18 protein-coding genes, 1 tRNA gene and 1 riboswitch are annotated in these 16,572 nt (G+C 71.5%); of the genes, 12 read left to right on the forward strand and 7 right to left on the reverse strand.

Annotated elements, in window-relative coordinates; all coding sequences use genetic code 11:
• Positions 1–230: 230 nt before the first annotated feature.
• From ACZ5XZ_RS29910 to rdgB, 4 genes are all read left to right on the forward strand, one after another.
• Positions 231–464, forward strand: a complete 234-nt coding sequence (locus tag ACZ5XZ_RS29910) for a PTS sugar transporter subunit IIB (RefSeq protein ID WP_018542266.1) — start codon at positions 231–233, stop codon at positions 462–464.
• 120 nt (positions 465–584) lie between these two features.
• A complete protein-coding gene (rph, locus tag ACZ5XZ_RS29915; RefSeq protein WP_384440695.1) occupies positions 585–1,316 on the forward strand; it encodes a ribonuclease PH in 732 nt (243 codons plus the stop codon).
• A 260-nt stretch (positions 1,317–1,576) separates the two neighbouring features.
• Positions 1,577–1,984 (forward strand): hypothetical protein, encoded by a 408-nt coding sequence (locus ACZ5XZ_RS29920; RefSeq protein WP_468983487.1) that lies wholly within the window; start codon positions 1,577–1,579, stop codon positions 1,982–1,984.
• Positions 1,985–2,023: 39 nt separating this feature from the next.
• A complete protein-coding gene (gene rdgB / locus ACZ5XZ_RS29925) occupies positions 2,024–2,659 on the forward strand; it encodes an RdgB/HAM1 family non-canonical purine NTP pyrophosphatase (protein ID WP_468983490.1) in 636 nt (211 codons plus the stop codon).
• Between the two features lie 46 nt (positions 2,660–2,705).
• Here the strand turns inward: rdgB and ACZ5XZ_RS29930 are convergent.
• From ACZ5XZ_RS29930 to ACZ5XZ_RS29945, 4 genes are all read right to left on the reverse strand, one after another.
• Positions 2,706–2,781 (reverse strand) — tRNA-Leu (locus ACZ5XZ_RS29930).
• A 9-nt stretch (positions 2,782–2,790) separates the two neighbouring features.
• Positions 2,791–3,474 (reverse strand): HNH endonuclease, encoded by a 684-nt coding sequence (locus ACZ5XZ_RS29935; RefSeq protein ID WP_468983491.1) that lies wholly within the window; start codon positions 3,472–3,474, stop codon positions 2,791–2,793.
• Positions 3,471–3,959 (reverse strand): HNH endonuclease signature motif containing protein, encoded by a 489-nt coding sequence (locus tag ACZ5XZ_RS29940; protein WP_468983493.1) that lies wholly within the window; start codon positions 3,957–3,959, stop codon positions 3,471–3,473. The genes ACZ5XZ_RS29935 and ACZ5XZ_RS29940 overlap by 4 nt, the downstream gene beginning before the upstream one ends.
• Before the next feature lie 126 nt (positions 3,960–4,085).
• On the reverse strand, positions 4,086–5,624 hold the full coding sequence (locus ACZ5XZ_RS29945; protein ID WP_468983495.1) for an MFS transporter: 1,539 nt from the start codon (positions 5,622–5,624) through the stop codon (positions 4,086–4,088).
• A 326-nt stretch (positions 5,625–5,950) separates the two neighbouring features.
• Between ACZ5XZ_RS29945 and ACZ5XZ_RS29950 the strand changes: the two genes are divergently transcribed.
• Both ACZ5XZ_RS29950 and ACZ5XZ_RS29955 read left to right on the forward strand, forming a co-directional pair.
• Entirely contained in the window at positions 5,951–6,457 is a 507-nt protein-coding gene (locus tag ACZ5XZ_RS29950; protein ID WP_468983497.1) for a hypothetical protein, read from the forward strand.
• Positions 6,457–7,770, forward strand: coding sequence for a sensor histidine kinase (locus ACZ5XZ_RS29955; RefSeq protein WP_468983498.1), 1,314 nt, complete (start codon positions 6,457–6,459; stop codon positions 7,768–7,770). The genes ACZ5XZ_RS29950 and ACZ5XZ_RS29955 overlap by 1 nt, the downstream gene beginning before the upstream one ends.
• Here ACZ5XZ_RS29955 and bcp read toward each other — a convergent pair.
• Entirely contained in the window at positions 7,751–8,218 is a 468-nt protein-coding gene (gene bcp, locus ACZ5XZ_RS29960; RefSeq protein ID WP_384440719.1) for a thioredoxin-dependent thiol peroxidase, read from the reverse strand. The genes ACZ5XZ_RS29955 and bcp overlap by 20 nt on opposite strands.
• Before the next feature lie 293 nt (positions 8,219–8,511).
• Between bcp and ACZ5XZ_RS29965 the strand changes: the two genes are divergently transcribed.
• The 3 genes from ACZ5XZ_RS29965 (at position 8,512) to ACZ5XZ_RS29975 (ending at position 9,809) form a co-directional block, all read left to right on the forward strand.
• On the forward strand, positions 8,512–8,829 hold the full coding sequence (locus ACZ5XZ_RS29965) for a DUF3618 domain-containing protein (protein WP_384440739.1): 318 nt from the start codon (positions 8,512–8,514) through the stop codon (positions 8,827–8,829).
• Positions 8,830–8,987: 158 nt separating this feature from the next.
• Positions 8,988–9,338 (forward strand): GroES family chaperonin, encoded by a 351-nt coding sequence (locus ACZ5XZ_RS29970; RefSeq protein ID WP_468983500.1) that lies wholly within the window; start codon positions 8,988–8,990, stop codon positions 9,336–9,338.
• Positions 9,339–9,390: 52 nt separating this feature from the next.
• A riboswitch (guanidine-III (ykkC-III) riboswitch) is annotated at positions 9,391–9,456 on the forward strand.
• Positions 9,457–9,488: 32 nt separating this feature from the next.
• A complete protein-coding gene (locus ACZ5XZ_RS29975; RefSeq protein WP_468983502.1) occupies positions 9,489–9,809 on the forward strand; it encodes a DMT family transporter in 321 nt (106 codons plus the stop codon).
• Between the two features lie 34 nt (positions 9,810–9,843).
• Here the strand turns inward: ACZ5XZ_RS29975 and ACZ5XZ_RS29980 are convergent, their stop codons facing one another.
• The gene (locus ACZ5XZ_RS29980) at positions 9,844–12,042 is read right to left on the reverse strand and encodes a transglycosylase domain-containing protein (protein WP_468983504.1); all 2,199 of its coding nucleotides are present in this window, start codon (positions 12,040–12,042) and stop codon (positions 9,844–9,846) included.
• Between the two features lie 288 nt (positions 12,043–12,330).
• Here ACZ5XZ_RS29980 and ACZ5XZ_RS29985 point away from each other — a divergent pair, with 288 nt between their 5' ends.
• The 3 genes from ACZ5XZ_RS29985 to ACZ5XZ_RS29995 all read left to right on the forward strand — a co-directional run bounded on the left by ACZ5XZ_RS29985 (position 12,331) and on the right by ACZ5XZ_RS29995 (position 14,962).
• Positions 12,331–13,128 carry an ABC transporter permease gene (locus ACZ5XZ_RS29985; protein WP_468983505.1) on the forward strand — a complete coding sequence of 266 codons (798 nt, stop codon included), beginning with the start codon at positions 12,331–12,333 and terminating at the stop codon, positions 13,126–13,128.
• Between the two features lie 52 nt (positions 13,129–13,180).
• Entirely contained in the window at positions 13,181–13,945 is a 765-nt protein-coding gene (locus tag ACZ5XZ_RS29990) for an ABC transporter permease (RefSeq protein WP_468983553.1), read from the forward strand.
• Positions 13,946–14,047: 102 nt separating this feature from the next.
• Positions 14,048–14,962 (forward strand): ABC transporter ATP-binding protein, encoded by a 915-nt coding sequence (locus ACZ5XZ_RS29995; RefSeq protein WP_468983555.1) that lies wholly within the window; start codon positions 14,048–14,050, stop codon positions 14,960–14,962.
• Positions 14,963–15,111: 149 nt separating this feature from the next.
• Here the strand turns inward: ACZ5XZ_RS29995 and ACZ5XZ_RS30000 are convergent, their stop codons facing one another.
• A complete protein-coding gene (locus ACZ5XZ_RS30000; RefSeq protein WP_468983508.1) occupies positions 15,112–16,422 on the reverse strand; it encodes an SGNH/GDSL hydrolase family protein in 1,311 nt (436 codons plus the stop codon).
• Positions 16,423–16,572: the final 150 nt, after the last annotated feature.

Below are 16,572 nucleotides of genomic sequence, written 5' to 3' on the forward strand. Positions count from 1 at the left end.
CGTCCCCCCCCCCCCCCCCCCCCCCCCCCCCCCCCCCCCCCCCCCCCCCCCCCCCCCCCCCCCCCCCCCCCCCCCCCCCCCCCCCCCCCCCCCACCGCGGTGATCGCCATCCGTGATCGCCATCCTTCGCCAGAAAGCGGACGAACGCCCGCAATGTTGGGCCGAACGTGCGTTACGGTGTGAAAACCGCGCGGCTGAACCGCCGGCGGCCGAGACAAGCAGGAGTGGACATGGCCAGCAAGGCTGAGAAGATCGTCGCCGGGCTCGGTGGACTCGACAACATCGAAGAGGTCGAGGGCTGCATCACCCGCCTCCGCACCGAGGTCAACGACGCCTCCCTGGTCGACGAGGCCGCCCTCAAGGCCGCCGGCGCGCACGGCGTCGTCAAGATGGGCACCGCGATCCAGGTCGTCATCGGCACCGACGCCGACCCCATCGCCGCCGAGATCGAAGACATGATGTGAGCGCGTGAGCGCGACCAGCCGGGTCCCGCCGGCCGGCTGCGCCCACCCCCCGAAGGCCCCGCCCCGGACGGTCCACCGCCCCGGAGTGGGGCCCTCGCCATTGCCGATAGGGTCTACGCCATGTCTCGCATCGACGGCCGCACACCCGAACAGCTCCGCCCGGTCACCATCGAACGCGGCTGGAGCAAGCACGCCGAAGGCTCCGTCCTGATCTCCTTCGGCGACACCAAAGTCTTCTGCACCGCATCCGTCACCGAAGGCGTACCGCGCTGGCGCAAGGGCACCGGCGAAGGCTGGGTCACCGCCGAGTACTCGATGCTGCCCCGCTCCACCAACACCCGCGGCGACCGGGAATCCGTCCGCGGCAAGATCGGCGGCCGCACCCACGAGATCAGCCGCCTCATCGGCCGCTCGCTGCGCGCCGTCATCGACTACAAGGCCCTCGGCGAGAACACCGTCGTCCTGGACTGCGACGTCCTCCAGGCCGACGGCGGCACCCGCACCGCCGCCATCACCGGCGCCTACGTCGCCCTCGCCGACGCCCTGACCTGGGCCAAGGACAAGAAGCTGATCCGCCACGGCCGCCAGCCGCTCACCGGCACGGTCTCCGCCGTCAGCGTCGGCATCGTCGACGGCACCCCCCTGCTCGACCTGTGCTACGAGGAGGACGTCCGCGCCGAGACCGACATGAACGTCGTCTGCACCGGCGACGGCCGCTTCGTCGAGGTCCAGGGCACCGCCGAAGCCGAGCCCTTCGCCCGCGACGAACTCAACGCCCTCCTCGACCTCGCGGTCGCCGGCTGCGCCGAACTCGACGGCGCCCAGCGGGCGGCACTGGCCCGCACGCTCTGAGGACCGCCGGGACGGCCTGGACGGCCGGTCGCCGGCGGGTGCGCCGGCGACCCGCGGCCGGGCCGGGAAGGCGCCGCGCAGGACCGCGCGCCGCCCGGTCCCGCCCGGCCCGCCCGGGTGCCGCCCGGTCCGCCCGCGCGGCGCCGGCGCACCCGCGGTGTCCGAACTCCCACCCCCCGGTTGCCGGTTGGGGCAACCAAACCACCCCACCCCGCGTTTCTTCCTTTGCCCGCGCATGACCCAAGGGAAGGAACCGCTCCATGGCCGCCCGCACCGCCCGTACGCGCCGCCCCGCCCCCACCGCGCTCGCCGTCTTGGCCGCCACCACCCTCGCGATACCGCTGCTCTCCTCCTGCGGCGCGATCCAGAAGGCCACCGACTGCGCCAAGACCGCCACCTCCGTCGTCAACGCCGTCGACAAGCTCCAACAGGCCGCGGACAACGCCCTGACCGACCCGCAGGAGTCCGAGCAGGCCCTCGACAACATCGACAAGAACCTGCAGAAGCTCAGCAAGGACGCGAACGACCCCGAGCTGTCCAAGGCCATCGACAAGACCAACAAGGGCATCAAGGACGCCCGCAAGGCGCTGGCCGACAACAAGGCCCCCGACATCCAGCCGATCGTCGACGGGACCAGCGAGATGACGAAGATCTGCACTCCGGGGTAGCCGGAACCACCGGGTGGCGCAGCCGGGATAATCGGGCCCATGCAGCCAGACACCGCCGGACGCCCCGCGACCCCCCGCCGCCTCATCCTCGCCACCCGCAACGCGGGCAAGGTCCGCGAGCTCCGCGCCATCCTCGACGCGGCCGGCCTCGACGTCGAACTCGTCGGGGCCGACACCTACCCCGACATCCCCGACGTGAAGGAGACCGGCGTCACCTTCGCGGAGAACGCCCTGCTCAAGGCCCACGCCCTCGCCCAGGCCACCGGCCACCCCGCCGTCGCCGACGACTCCGGCCTCTGCGTCGACGTCCTCGGCGGCGCCCCCGGCATCTTCTCCGCCCGCTGGGCCGGCACCCACGGCGACGATCAGGCCAACCTGGCCCTCCTCCTCGCCCAGCTCTCCGACATCTCCGACGAACACCGCGCCGCGCACTTCGCGTGCGCCGCGGCCCTCGCCCTCCCCGACGGCACCGAGCGCGTCGTCGAGGGCACCCTCGACGGAACCCTGCGCCACACCCCCGCCGGCACCGGCGGCTTCGGCTACGACCCCATCCTCCAGCCGGACGGGGAGACCCGGACGTGCGCCGAGCTGACCGCCGAGGAGAAGAACGCGATCAGCCACCGGGGGAAGGCGTTTCGGGCGCTGGCGCCGGTGGTGAGGGAGTTGTTGGGCTGAGGGCGTCGAAGGGCGCGGCACCCCGTGGGGAGCCGCGCCCTGAAGGTGGGGCCGACGAGACTCGAACTCGCACTGTCCACTACCTAAAAGTGGTGCCTCCTGCCAAGTTGGGCTACGGCCCCACGTACAGCTTACTGGTACTCGGCGAGCGGTCGCCGCCGGTCGCCTCCCCTGCACCAGGTGCTGGTGATCGCGTGACAATTGGGGCACAGCAACCGGAGGTTCTCCCGCCGGTCGTCGCTCCAGTCGCCGTTGATGTGGTCGACCTCCAATGTCATCGGCTTGCCGAGCCACTCAGGACCTACGCCGCAATCGGCGCACTCCTCAGGTACGCCGATTTCCTGGAGCGCACGACGTAGCAGATGGGTTCGCGTCCGGCGTTGACCGTCGTGCTGGACCAGGAGCTCTTCGGGGCGCTTGGCAGGAACCACGCCCGGCTTCCCGCGCTGATGTGCTTGTCCCAGGAAGTGGGAGATGTCGAGGCCATCCTGGGCCACCCACGCGTGAAACAGGGCGCGGAACTGGCCGCTATAGGGTTCCTTCCCGAGCGCGCGGAGAGCGCCAGCGATGGACGTCGTCTCCTCGACCGCGCGACATAGCTCGTCACTAGCCGGCTTGGCAGGCGCCTCCTTGGCCCGCCGCCGACGTGGCATGTGCGAGACATCGATCCCGAAGTGTTCGAAGCGCCGGAACAGATGGCGGCGGAGGTTGCCGTACGTCCGGGTGCCCAGAAACGCGATGACCTCGTCGATGTCGGAACACTGTGCGGCAGCTTCGGTCAACCGCTCGCGGGTGTACCGCCCAGCACAGCTCATGCGGCGCCACCCCTGGCGCGCCCCTTGCCCCGTCCGCGGTAATTGTCCGTCGTCGAGTGGCAGTTGGGGCAGAGGAACCGCAAGTTCTCGATGCGGTTGTCTCGCCAGTCGCCATCGATGTGGTCGACCTCGAGTGGCAGCGGATGACCTCGCCAGACCGCCTCCGTACCGCAGAGGGCACATCGCTCCGGGATACCCAGGGTCATCAGCGCCTGCTTGAGGCGGTCGCTCGGGATACGCCGGGCCTGTGCGGCCGGCTGCTCGACGAGCACAGCCTCCGGTGTCCGGGGACGCCAGGGTTTGCCTCGCGTGGTCGGTACCCGGAAGTGCGACGTATCCACCCCGAGCTTCTTCATCCGCTCATGCACATACCGCCGTTTCGAACTCCGCGGATCCACCCCCAACTTCCCCAACGCCTCCGACAACGTCCGTGACGACGACGCCGCGGCCTCCAGCCGTTCCCGGGTGTACGGACTGACCGGCATGCTTCCCCCTCGGTTCCGGCGCACCAGGCCCACCCCGTGCGCTTCATCGACTCTCGAACATGTCAACGAGCGCGCGGGGTGGTGGTTACGCAGAGCGAGGGAGGCGGGACAAGGAAGTTGCCGCGGTCAGAAGCGTGGTTCCTGGGTCTGGGCGGTGATGAGTTCCACCGCCTCCTCCTTGGTGGCCACCGAGGGTGGGGAGCCCTCCAGGGGCTGTTGGGCGGTCTCCTTCATGCAGGCGACGGCGATGACGCCGACGAGGGCGGCGCCCATCGTGTAGTAGGCGGGGACCATGACGTTCTTGCCGAAGGCGTCCATGAGGGCGGTGATCACCAGGGGGGTGGTGCCGCCGAAGAGGGAGACGGCCACGTTGTAGCCGATGGACAGGGAGCCGTAGCGGACGTGGGTGGGGAAGAGGGCGGGCAGGGCGGCGGACATGGTGCCCAGGAGGCAGACCAGGCTGAGGCCGAGGAGGGCCATGCCGAGGCAGACGGCGGCCAGGGAGCCCTGTTTGACGAGGAGGAAGGCGGGGATCGCGAGGAGGAAGAAGCCGAGCATGCCGGCCATCAGCAGGGGCTTGCGGCCGTAGCGGTCGTTGAGTCGGCCGACGGTGCTGATGACGCACATCAGGGCGACCATGGTGCCCAGGAGGATCAGCAGGCCGTGGGACTCCTGGTAGTGGAGGGTGTCGGTGAGGTACGTCGGCATGTAGGACAGCAGCATGTAGTCGGTGATGTTGTACGCGCCGACCAGGGCGATGCACAGGATCAGGGTGGGCCACTGCTGGGCGAAGATCTCGCCGAGCTTCTTCTTGGGGGCGTTCTCGGAGAGGTGGGAGAACTCCGCCTCCGACTCGACGACGGAGCCCGTGGAGCTGTGGGTGTGGGCCGCCTCGAACTTCTGGAAGGCGGGCGTCTCGTCGAGTCTGATCCGCAGGTAGAGGCCGACGAGGCCGAGCGGGCCGGCGATCAGGAAGGGCAGCCGCCAGCCCCAGGCGAGCATGGCGTCGTCGCCGAGGGCGGTGTTGAGGAGCAGGACGGTGCCGGCGGCGCCGGTGTAGCCGATGAGGGTGCCGAGTTCCAGGAAGCTGCCGAAGTAGCCGCGCTTCTTGTCGGGGGCGTACTCGGCGATGAAGGTCGAGGCGCCGCCGTACTCGCCGCCGGTGGAGAAGCCCTGGACGAGGCGGAAGGCGATGAGCAGGACCGGGGACCAGAAGCCGATGGTCGCGTAGGAGGGGATCAGTCCGATGCAGAAGGTGCCCAGGGCCATCATGACCATGGTGAGGGCGAGAACCTTCTTGCGGCCGACGCGGTCGCCGAGGGGGCCGAAGTAGGCGCCGCCCAGGGGCCGTACGAGGAAGGCCACGGCGAAGGTCGCGAAGGACGACAGCAGGCTGGTGGTGTCGCTGCCGCCGGGGAAGAAGACCTTGCCGATGGTCACCGCGAGGTAGCTGTAGATGCCGAAGTCGAACCACTCCATGGCGTTGCCGAGGGCCGCGGCCTTCACCGCGCGTTTGACGACGCGTTCGTCGGTGACGGTGATGTCGGTGCGGCGGAGCCGGGGGTTCTTGCGGCGGGCGACGGCACGGAAGAGGGCGCGGTGGCGTCTGAGCGCGGCCGGGTCCTGGTCGGGGGCGCGGTCGGCTTCGGTGCTGCCGGTCGACACTGGGCGGTCCTCTCGGTCGGGCAGGGCGCGGTGGTGCTGGGCGCGGTGGGATACGACAGGTACGCCTGCGCGGTGACGCGCGGCTCAAACCCGTCCGGCCGGATGACGTGGGGTGTGTCACCCGTTGACGGGGTCGTTCGGGCCGCCGTGGCCAGGCGCGCCAAGGGGTGTCGCAGGGCTTGTTACAGGACTGGTACACAGCCGCGCGGCCACCGCAGGATGCGGGCAACCAGCCTGTGTGGCGGGGGCGGGAGAGTGGGGGAGCCGGGCGCGGCATTCGTGTTTGCTGGTGGGGTACGGGGCGTGGCTCCCGGGAGGAGATCGTGATGACGGACCGCGAAGGGTCCCGCTGGGTCCGGGGCCGTACCGCGCTGCTGGCCTTCGTCGGGGTGACGGCGCTGGCGGCGGGCGGGGTGTGGTTCAGCCAGGTGTCGGACCGGGCGTCGGCGGTGGACGCGGCGCCGAAGACCTCCGCGGTGCAGGACGTCAAGGAGGACGCCAAGGAGTCGCGGGGCCTGCCGGGGGTGCGGGACTGCGGGATCGGCGAGCCGGAGATCAAGCCTCGGGTGATTACGCTGACCTGTGCGGATGCGGGGATGGTGGCGACCGCGATCAGTTGGCAGAAGTACGGGTCGCGGGACGCGCTGGGGACGGGTGTGGTGCAGGTGGTGAAGACCGCCGCCGGTGCGGGCGCGGACGCGGGGTTCCCGGCGACGTTCCGGCTCTTCGGGGCGAAGCCGGTCGACGGGCGGCTGGCGTTCACCGGACTTGAGGTCACCTACGAGGGCTCGACGCCGCTGGGTGACACGACGGAGATGTACAACCTCGCGTGATGGGCATTCGAGGCCGGATCGCGCTGGCCATTTCCTGTATGACGGCGCTGGCCGTGGTGGTGCTCGGTTTCGCCGTGCACCACATAGCCGATGCCGAGCGGGAGCGATCGGCGCGGGCGTATCAGGACGACCGGCTGAGTTCGGCGCTGCAGATCTACGAGCGGGACGGCAAGCTGGTGCTCGGCGCGCAGCTGGACGCCGCGGCCCTGCCGTTGCCGCTGCGCGAGGCGGTGTTCAAGAACCAGTCGGGGACGTATGTCAGCGGTGGTGAGGATCCGCGGGTGTGGGCGGCGACCGGTGTCGGCGAGGGCGGCGGGAGTGCCCCGGAGCGGTCGCTGTCGGTGTCGGCGGCGTATCCGGACGACGATCCGACGCAGGTGGCGCTGGACCGGGCGCTGTTGATCGCCGGGTGCGGCACGGTCGTGCTGATGGCGGTGGTGTCGTGGTTCGTCGCCCAGCGGCTGTCGCGGCGGCTGCGGCTGAGTGCGGCGGCGGCGCGGCGGATCGCGGCGGGGGAGGCGCCGGACGCGGACGCGCTGGCGAGCAACGGCCGGGACGAGGTGGCCGAGTTGGGGCGCAGTGTGCACCACATGGCGACGTCGTTGGCGGCGCGGGTGGAGGCGGAGCGCGAGTTCACCGCGGATGTGGCGCATGAGCTGCGTACGCCGGTGGCCGGTCTGGTGGCGGCGGCGGAGCTGCTGCCGCAGCCGCGGGCGGTGGAGCTGGTGCGGGACCGGGCGCAGGCGATGCGGCGGTTGGTGGAGGATCTGCTGGAGGTCTCGCGGCTGGACGCGGGGGTGGAGCGGGCCGATCTGGACGCCTGTGAGCTGCCGTCGTTGGTGCGCGGGATCGTGAAGCGGGCGGCGCGTCAGCGTGGGGTGGACGAGGTGTCGGTGACCGTGGAGGGGGAGCCGCGGATCGTGGAGACCGACCGGCGGCGGGTCGAGCGGGTGCTGGTGAATCTGCTGGCGAACGCGGCGAAGCACGGCAGGCCGCCGATCGAGGTGGTGGTGGCCGGGGCGCGGATCGTGGTGCGTGATCACGGTCCGGGCTATCCGCCGGAGCTGTGTGCGGAGGGGCCGCGGCGGTTCCGTACGGCGGCGCCGGAGCGGGGGACCGGGCACGGGCTGGGGTTGACGATCGCGGCCGGTCAGGCGGAGGTGCTGGGGGCGCGGCTGGACTTCGGCGCCGCCGCGGAGGGCGGCGCCGAAGCGGTGCTGGAGTTGCCGGACCGTGCGGCGACGGTGCCGGGAAGCGGTGGTGCTCCGGCCGCGGCCGACGACGGTTCGGTGGTTACAGCCCCAGGTCCTTGATGATCTTGGCGACGTGGCCGGTGGCCTTGACGTTGTACAGCGCGCGCTCGACCTTGCCGTCCTCGCCGACGATCACGGTGGAGCGGATGACGCCGGTGACGGTCTTGCCGTAGAGCTTCTTCTCGCCGAAGGCGCCGTAGGCGGTGAGGACCGCCTTGTCCGGGTCGCCGAGGAGGGTGACCTTGAGGTCTTCCTTCTCCCGGAACTTGGCGAGCTTCTCGGGCTTGTCGGGGGAGATGCCGATGACCTCGTAGCCGTGGCCGGCCAGGAAGTCGAGGTTGTCGGTGAAGTCGCAGGCCTGCTTGGTGCAGCCGGGGGTCAGTGCGGCCGGGTAGAAGTAGACGATGACTTTGCGGCCCTTGTGGTCGGCGAGCGAGACCTCCTTGCCGTCCGCGTCGGGCAGGGTGAAGGCCGGGGCGGTGTCGCCGGGCTGCAGTCGCTCGCTCATGCCGAAACCTCGCTTTGCTCGGCCCCGCGGTCGCGAGGCGCGCACCTGTCCATGATGCGCTCAGTGCGCTCGCTCATGGCTCTCCTTGTGGGTGGATCCGTACGCCCCCGACATTAGCCAGCCGGGGCGGGCGGGGGGGGGGCCGGGGGCGGTGTGGGCGCGCGGAGGGCGGTGGCCGGTCGGCCGGCGGTGGGGTGCCCGTGGTGTGCGAAACGGGGGTGCTGTGGGGCACGCGGGGGTGTGAGCTGACAGACTGTCCATCACGAATGGCGCGAGACGACGGAGGCAGCGCGGTGGCGGAGGCCAGGACCCCGGCGCAGATCGAGGCGGACATCGCCCGCAGGCGGCAGGAGCTCGCCGTCACGCTCGACGAGATCGGGGTGCGGCTGCACCCGAAGACGATCATGGGCGAGGTGAAGGCGCAGGCGGCGGCCGCCGTGGACCGTACGGCGGGGCGGGCGTATGTGGTCGTCAACCGCACGGTCTGTGACGTCCGGGCGCAGTTGGTGTCGCAGGACGGGGCGCCGCGGCTGGAGCGCATCGTTCCGGTGGCGATGGTCGGTGTGGCCGTGGTGGGGCTGCTGGCGCTGCGCGCCAGGCGGCGCCGCTAGGTCGTGTCCGCAAAGTCCCGCCTGGCCTACGGGCGGACGACGGGACTTTGCGGACACGACCAGCGGCGGGCGGCCGGGGCGCCGGTGGGGCGGCTTCGGTGCGGCGCGAGGCGGCCCGCGATGCGTGGCGGGCCGCGCCGGGCAGGTACGGTCGTGCCGTGACCCCGAATAACGCCAAGGACAGCCACGACAAGCTGCCGATCCGGATGCTGCACGACCGTGTGCTGGTCCGGACGGACATCCCCGAGGGCGAGCGCCGCTCGTCGGGGGGCATCGTCATTCCCGCGACCGCTGCCGTCGGCCGCCGCCTGGCCTGGGCCGAGGTGGTCGCGGTCGGGCAGAACGTGCGGACCGTCGAGGTGGGGGACCGGGTGCTGTACGACCCGGAGGACCGGGCCGAGGTCGAGGTGCGCGGTGTGGCGTATGTGCTGATGCGTGAGCGCGATCTGCATGCGGTGGCCGCGGAGCGGCTGGAGGGCGCGGACGACTCGACGGGCCTGTACCTGTAGAAGCGGTGGCTGTGTGGCGGGCGGTGACGGGTGTCACCGCCCGTTTCGCTGTCTTTTGCTAGCCTCGGGAGCAACCCGACGAGACGCGCCGTACCGGGTCAGGACAAGACGACGCACCCCTGTTGAAGCTCTTTTCACGGAGGTGCCGTCATGGCATGGATCCTGCTGGTGGTCGCCGGTCTGCTGGAGGTCGGCTGGTCGATCGGGATGAAGTTCACCGACGGCTTCACCCGGCTGTGGCCCAGTGTGTTCACCGGCGCGGGCATCGTGGTCAGCATGCTGCTGCTGTCGTACGCGGCGCGGAGCCTGCCGATCGGTACCGCCTACGGGGTGTGGGTGGGCATCGGTGCGGCCGGTGCGGCGGTGGTCGGGATGGTGGTGCTCGGCGAGCCGGCGACGGCGGCCCGGATCTTCTTCGTCTGTCTGCTGCTGGTGGCGGTGGTGGGGCTCAAGGCGACCTCCGGCCACTGACACACGCCCCGCCCGCCCCGGCCCTCCGCGGTGGCTAGCCTCCCCGCCGCGGCCAGTCCGGATCCTCGTCGCCCGGTTCCACGGTCGGGAAGTCCTCCGTGGGCTCGGTGGTCGGCGGGGTCGGGCTCGGGACGGTGGGGGAGGGCGGCACGGTGGCCGGCGGGGTCGTCGGGGCGCTGGTGGGCGGTGCGGTGTCGGGGGGAGTGCCGGAGGGGCCGGGGGCCGGTGTGTCCGACGTGCCGGGCAACGGCGAGTCGCTGTCGGACGGTTCGGCGGTCGGCGAGGCCGACCCGGCGCCTTCCGCGAGGTGCAGGTCGAAGTCGCGCACCGGGTGTCCGCGCAGGGCCGCCGCGGTGTAGTCGGCCCAGATCTGGGCGGGGAAGTCGCCGCCGTTGACCCGGGGCAGCCCCGCCGCGCCGTACAGCGGCTGCTGGGCGGCGCTCTCGGGGTGCTGGCCCAGTACGGCGACGACGGTGGCGAGGTCGGGGGTGTAGCCGGCGAACCACGCGGCCTTGTCCTCCTCCGCGGTGCCGGTCTTGCCGGCCGCGGGCCGCCCGGCCTGCTGGGCGGCGGTGCCGGTGCCGCCGTCGACGACGCTGCGCAGGATCGAGGTGGTGGTGTCGGCGGCCTCGCGGGTCAGGGCGGTGGTCCGGTCGCGGTCGGGCAGCTCGATCTCCTCGTCGCTCTTGGTGACCTTGTCGACCAGGGTGTACGGCCGCTGGCTGCCGTGGTGGGCGAGGGTGGCGTAGACCTGCGCCATGTCCAGGACGCTGGGGGTGGCGGTGCCCAGGGAGATCGCGCCCTGTGAGGAGGCGAGGCCGGGGGTGCCGGCGGGGATGCCCAGGTCGACGGCGGTGTCCTTGACCTTGTCGGGGCCGACGTCGATGCCCATCTGGGCGTAGACGGCGTTGACGGACTTGTCGGTGGCCTCGGTGACGGTGATCGGGCCGTAGGAGCGGTCGTCCTCGTTGGCGGGCGCGAAGCCGGTGGAGCGGCCGTGGCTGACCGCCATCCGCTTGTTGGTGCCGTCGTAGACGGTCTGGGGGGTGATGCGTTCGCCGTCCTGGGTGGTGGAGCGGTGCTGCACGGCGGAGGCGAAGACGATCGGCTTGAAGGTGGAGCCGACCTGGTAGTCGCTGCGGGTGGCGCCGTTGACGTACTGCTTGGCGTAGTCGATGCCGCCGTAGAGGGCGACGACCCGGCCGCTCTTGGGGTCGATGGAGGCGCCGCCGGCCCGGACGTAGCGGTCGACCTCGCGGGAGTCGTCGAGCCGGTCCATCAGGCGGGTGTCGACCGCCGCGACGAAGGCGTTCTGGCGGCGCCTGCTGAGGGTGGTGGTGATGCGGTAGCCGCCGGAGCGCAGGGTGTTCTCGTCGAGGATGTGGTGGTCGGTGAGGTAGTCCTTGACGGCCTCGACGAGGTAGCCGCGCTGGCCGGTCAGGCCGGCGGAGGTCTTGGCGGGCCGGGGCACGGGGAAGCGCATCGCGGCCCGCTCGCCGGGGCTGAGCCACTTCTGCTCGACCATGCCGTCCAGCACGTAGTTCCAACGCGCCAGCACCCGCGGCCGGTTGCCGGGGTGGGCGGTGACGTCGTACGCGCTGGGGGCGTTGAGCAGCGCGGCGAGGTAGGCGCCCTGAGCGGTGGTCAGCCGCTGGGAGTCGCGGCCGTAGTAGGCCTGGGCGGCGGCCTGGATGCCGTAGGCGTTGCGGCCGTAGTAGCTGGAGTTGAGGTAGCCCTCCAGGATGTTGTCCTTGCTCACCTCGCGGTCCAGCTTGATGGCGATGAAGAACTCCTTGGCCTTGCGGGTGAGGGTCTGTTCCTGGCCGAGGTAGTAGTTCTTGACGTACTGCTGGGTGATGGTGGAGCCGGACTGCTTGCCCTTGCCGGTGACGGTGTTCCAGGCGGCGCGCAGCATGGCCGCCGGGTCGATCGCGGACTCGGAGTAGAAGTCGCGGTCCTCGGCGGCGAGTACGGCCTGCTGGACGTGCCTGGGGACCTGGCCGAGGTGCACGTTCTGCCGGTTGACCTCGCCGTCGCGGGCCAGCTCGGAGCCGTCGGAGTAGAGGTAGACGTTGCTCTGGGCCTTGGCGGCGCTGTTGGCCGGGGGGATCTCGACGAGGAGGTAGCCGCCGATCAGGCCGCCGATGACGATCAGCAGGAACAGCAGCACGGTGCCGAGCATCGTGCGCCAGCTGGGCAGGGCCCGGCGCCAGCCTGTGCGTGGTCCGCTCATGTCTGTATGGACTCCTCGGCCGCCGCCGAAGGTTGTACCGCGGCGGATCGGTGTCGTGTCGGGTATTTCGCGCCGTACGCCGGAAAAGTAACTGTGGCCCGTTGGGAAACTGTCGCATCATGCGCCCCGGTCAGAGGGGGTGGCGCGCACCTGGGACCGCCACCTGACCGGCTGAATGGCGCCCCTGGCTCACCCGAACGGGTGGTAAATCGATGGTGCCCGCCGTGGCCGCCGCTTAGGCTCCGGTGTTCGCCGTCCGACCGGAACGGGACCAGGGGGGAGCACGGCGTGTGGTACGTGGCGGTGGCGGCCGGCAGCTTCCGGCGGTATGCCACCTATCGGGTCGCCACCGTGGCGGGCCTCTTCACCAACACCGTCTTCGGCTTCATCGTCGCCTACACCTATATCGCGCTGTGGGACGCCCGGCCGCATCTGGGCGGCTACGACCAGGCGCAGGCGCTGACCTTCGTATGGACCGTGCAGGCGCTGCTGGCGGCCTCGTCGCTGATGGCCAGTGGGGGCCTGGACGAGCTGCAGGAGCGGATCCGTACCGGCGACATCGCGGTGGACCTCTACCGGCCCGCGGACCTTCAGGTGTGGTGGCTCTCCGCGGACCTGGGGCGGGCCGCGCTGCAGCTGATCGGCCGCGGGGTGGTGCCGATGGCGGTGGGCGCGCTGGCCTTCCCGCTGGCGCTGCCCGCCGATGCGGCGACCTGGGGCTGGTTCCTGGTGTCGGTGACGCTCGGCGTGGTGGTCGGCTTCGCCCTGCGCTACCTGGTGGCGCTGGCGTCGTTCTGGCTGCTGGACGGCTCGGGGCTGGCCCTGATCAGCGGCCTGGCCTGCCTGTTCTTCTCGGGGATGGTGCTGCCGCTGCGGGTCTTCCCCGGGGACTTCGGGCAGATCGCCCAACTGCTGCCGTGGGCGGCGATCCTGCAGGTGCCGGTCGATGTGCTGGTGGGCGTGCGCGGCGGGGGCGCGCTGCTGCGGGGGCTGGCGTTCCAGGCGGGCTGGGGTGCGGTGCTGCTGGCGCTGGGCCGGCTGGTGCAGTCGGCGGCGACCCGCAAGGTGGTGGTGCACGGTGGCTGAGGCCGGCGGCCGGGTGGCCCAGGGGCTCTACGCGTACGGGCTGATCGTGCGGATGTGGGTGCGCTCCACGCTCGCCTACCGGGCGTCGTTCGTGATGATGGCGGTCGGCAACTTCGCCGCCTGCGCCCTGGACTTCGTCGCGATCATGCTGATGTTCTCGCAGATCGACGCCCTCGGCGGCTTCTCGCTGCCCGAAGTGGCGTTCCTGTACGGCACGTCCGGTGCCGCGCTGGGCCTGGCGGACCTGCTGCTGGGCAGCGTGGAACGGCTGGGGCGGCGGGTGCGCGACGGCACCCTCGACACGCTGCTGCTGCGCCCCGCACCGGTCTTCGCGCAGGTCGCCGCGGACCGTTTCGCGCTGCGCCGGCTGGGCCGGATCGCCCAGGCGCTGCTGGTGCTCGGCTGGTCGCTGACCCGCCTGGAGGTGGACTGGACGGCGGGCCGGGTGCTGATGGTGCCGCTGATGATCGGGTGCGGTACGGCCATCTTCGCCGCGGTGTTCACCACCGGGGCGGCCTTCCAGTTCTGGGCGCAGGACGCCGCCGAGGTGCAGAACTCCTTCACCTACGGCGGCAACGCCCTGCTGCAGTACCCGCCGACCGTGTTCGCCAGGGACCTGGTGCGCGGGGTGACCTTCCTGATCCCGCTGGCCTTTGTGAACTGGCTGCCGGCGCTGCGGCTGCTGGGCCGCGAGGACCCGCTGGGGCTGCCCGGCTGGGTGGACTTCCTGGGGCCGGCGGTCGCGGCGCTGATGTGCGCGGGAGCCGCGCTGGCCTGGCGGTGCGGGCTGCGCGCGTACCGCAGCACCGGCAGCTGACACACCATCGAAGAGCGGGTACGGAAAGGAGTCGGCAAGGTGAGTGGTGACGGGGCCGCGGCGGAGCCGCTGATCGTGGTGGACGGCGTCGAGAAGTCCTTCATGGTGCGGCGCAAGGCGGGCCGGCTGCGCCGGGTGCGCCAGGAGGTGCGGGCCGTGGACGGCATCACCTTCCAGGTGCCGCGCGGCGAGATGGTCGGCTACATCGGGCCGAACGGCGCGGGGAAGTCCACGACCATCAAGATGCTGACGGGCATTCTGGTGCCCAGCGGCGGCCGGCTGCGGGTCGCCGGCCTCGACCCGGCACGCGAACGGACCCGGCTCGCCCACCGGATGGGGGTGGTCTTCGGCCAGCGCACCACGCTGTGGTGGGACCTGCCGCTGAAGGACTCCTACGAGCTGGTGCGCCGGATGTACCGGGTCCCCGACGCCGCCTACCGGGCCAACCTCGAGCGTTGCGTGGAGCTGCTGGACCTGGCCCCGCTGCTGGCCGTACCCGTACGGCAGCTCTCCCTGGGGCAGCGGATGCGCGGCGATATCGCGGCGGCGCTGCTGCACGACCCCGAGGTGCTCTATCTGGACGAGCCGACCATCGGCCTCGACGTCATCAGCAAGGCGAAGGTCCGGCAGTTCCTCCGCGAGGTGAACGCCGAACGCGGCACCACGGTCCTGCTGACCACCCACGACCTGACCGACATCGAGCAGCTGTGCCGCCGGGTGATGGTCATCGACCACGGGCACCTGGTCTACGACGGCGGGCTCGACGGGCTGCGGGCGGCCGCCGACGGCGAGCGGACGCTGAGGGTGGACCTGGAGCGGGAACTGCCGCCGATCGAGGGCGTCCCGGGCGCCCGCACGGTCCGGGTGGAAGGCCCCCGCCAGTGGCTGGCGTTCGCCGCCGCGCAGAGCGCGGCACCGCTGGTCGCCGCGATCGCCGAGCGCTATCCGTTGGTGGACCTGTCGGTCCGCGAACCGGACATCGAGGCGATCATCGCCTCGATGTATATGAAGCGGTAGCGCTGTGCCTTGCTGCTTCCCACGTTTTCGGCTTTCCCGCCGTGGGGGTTGTTGTGGGTTCTCCCCCACTGCCTTAAGGGCGTGGGAGGTACCCCCAGCGGAACCCCCATGCTGGGACGGCCGAAAACGGTGGGGAGCAAGGCCGGGCGTTACAGAGACGCCCGCGCAGACTGCCGCAAGAAGTCCAGGTCGAGGGCGTCGGCCATCGCGCGGTAGCCCTCGTCGCTGGGGTGCAGGTGGTCGCCGGAGTCGTAGAGGGGACGGAGGCGGACGGGGGACACGGGGTCGCGCAGGGCCTTGTCGAAGTCCACGACCTCGTCGTAGACCGTGCCGGAGCGGATGATCCGGTTGACCTGCTCGCGGACGGAATTCAGCTGGGTGGAGTAGCCCCGGTGGCCACCGAACGGCGTAAGCGTGGAGCCGGTGACGCGCAGGCCGCGGGCGTGCGCCTCGCGGACGATCAGCCGCATGCCCGCGACGATCTTCTGCGGGTCGAGCTGGCGCGGGGTCTTGAAGAGGTCGTTGAGGCCGATCTCGACGACCACGGCCTTCACGCCGGTACGGGAGAGGGCGTCGCGGTCCAGGCGGGAGAGCACGCTGGGCCCGTTGTTCGGGGAGAACTTGCTGCCGTTGACCAGCAGGCGGTTGCCGCTGATGCCCTGGTTGAGGACGCCGTAGCGGGGCGCGCCGGGTTCGGTGCGCAGCCGGGCGGCGAGGAAGTCCGTCCAGCGGTGGTTGGCGCCGGCCGTGGAGGTGATGCCGTCGGTGATCGAGTCGCCGATGGCCACGACCGTGCCCGTCGCCTCGGTGCTCCAGACGTCCACGCCGGTCAGATAGCGCCAGTACGGGCTCTGCTCGGTGTAGGCGGCGCCGGTGGCGTCCTCGGTGCGGTCGCCGCGCGCCAGGTAGGAGGTCTGCCGGGCGTACGGGTGGTAGGTGGCGGGGCCCGAGGGGGAGGGCGAGTACGTGGTGACCAGGAGGTCCGCGTCGGCGGGCACCTTCAGCCGGGCGGGGTCGCTGGTGACCGCGCCGCCCGCCGGAATGGTCACCGCGGGCTTGCCGCCGAAGGACAGCCGGCGCATGGTGCCGTCCGCGGCGGTGGGGTTGCTGGGGGCCGCGGCCAGCGCCACCGAGGCGTGGCTGACCACCAGCGGGCGGGTGCCGAAGAGGTTGGAGAGCTGGATGCGGGCGCCGGACCCGCCGACGCTGGTGTGGACGACATTGCGTATCGACATACCCGCATAGCCGTCCAGCGTGCCGGGCTCGGCCGCGGCCGCGGCCGCCGACCAGGTGCCGACCCACTGCCCGGAGACCGCGGGTGCCGCGGGGTCGCGCGGCTTGTGCGAGGAGCCGCGGGGCGCGTCGTCCTCGCCGCCGAAGCCGACGAATATCGCCGTCGAGATCAGCACCACCAACGCCGCCAGACCGGCGAGCAGCGCGTAACCCACACTTTTCTTCATGCGGGAGCGGTCTCCTGAGGAAAGCGGAGCGTCAGGCTCCGGGCGGGCAAGGGCAGCGGATGATCAGCGGCACCGTTGCGGTCCGATCGGTCCCTCATGATCCCACGGACCCCCGGGAAGCCGCCCGCCGGGCCGCTCGATGTCGCCTTG

The sequence above is a fragment of the Streptomyces sp. NPDC033270 genome (assembly GCF_055576575.1).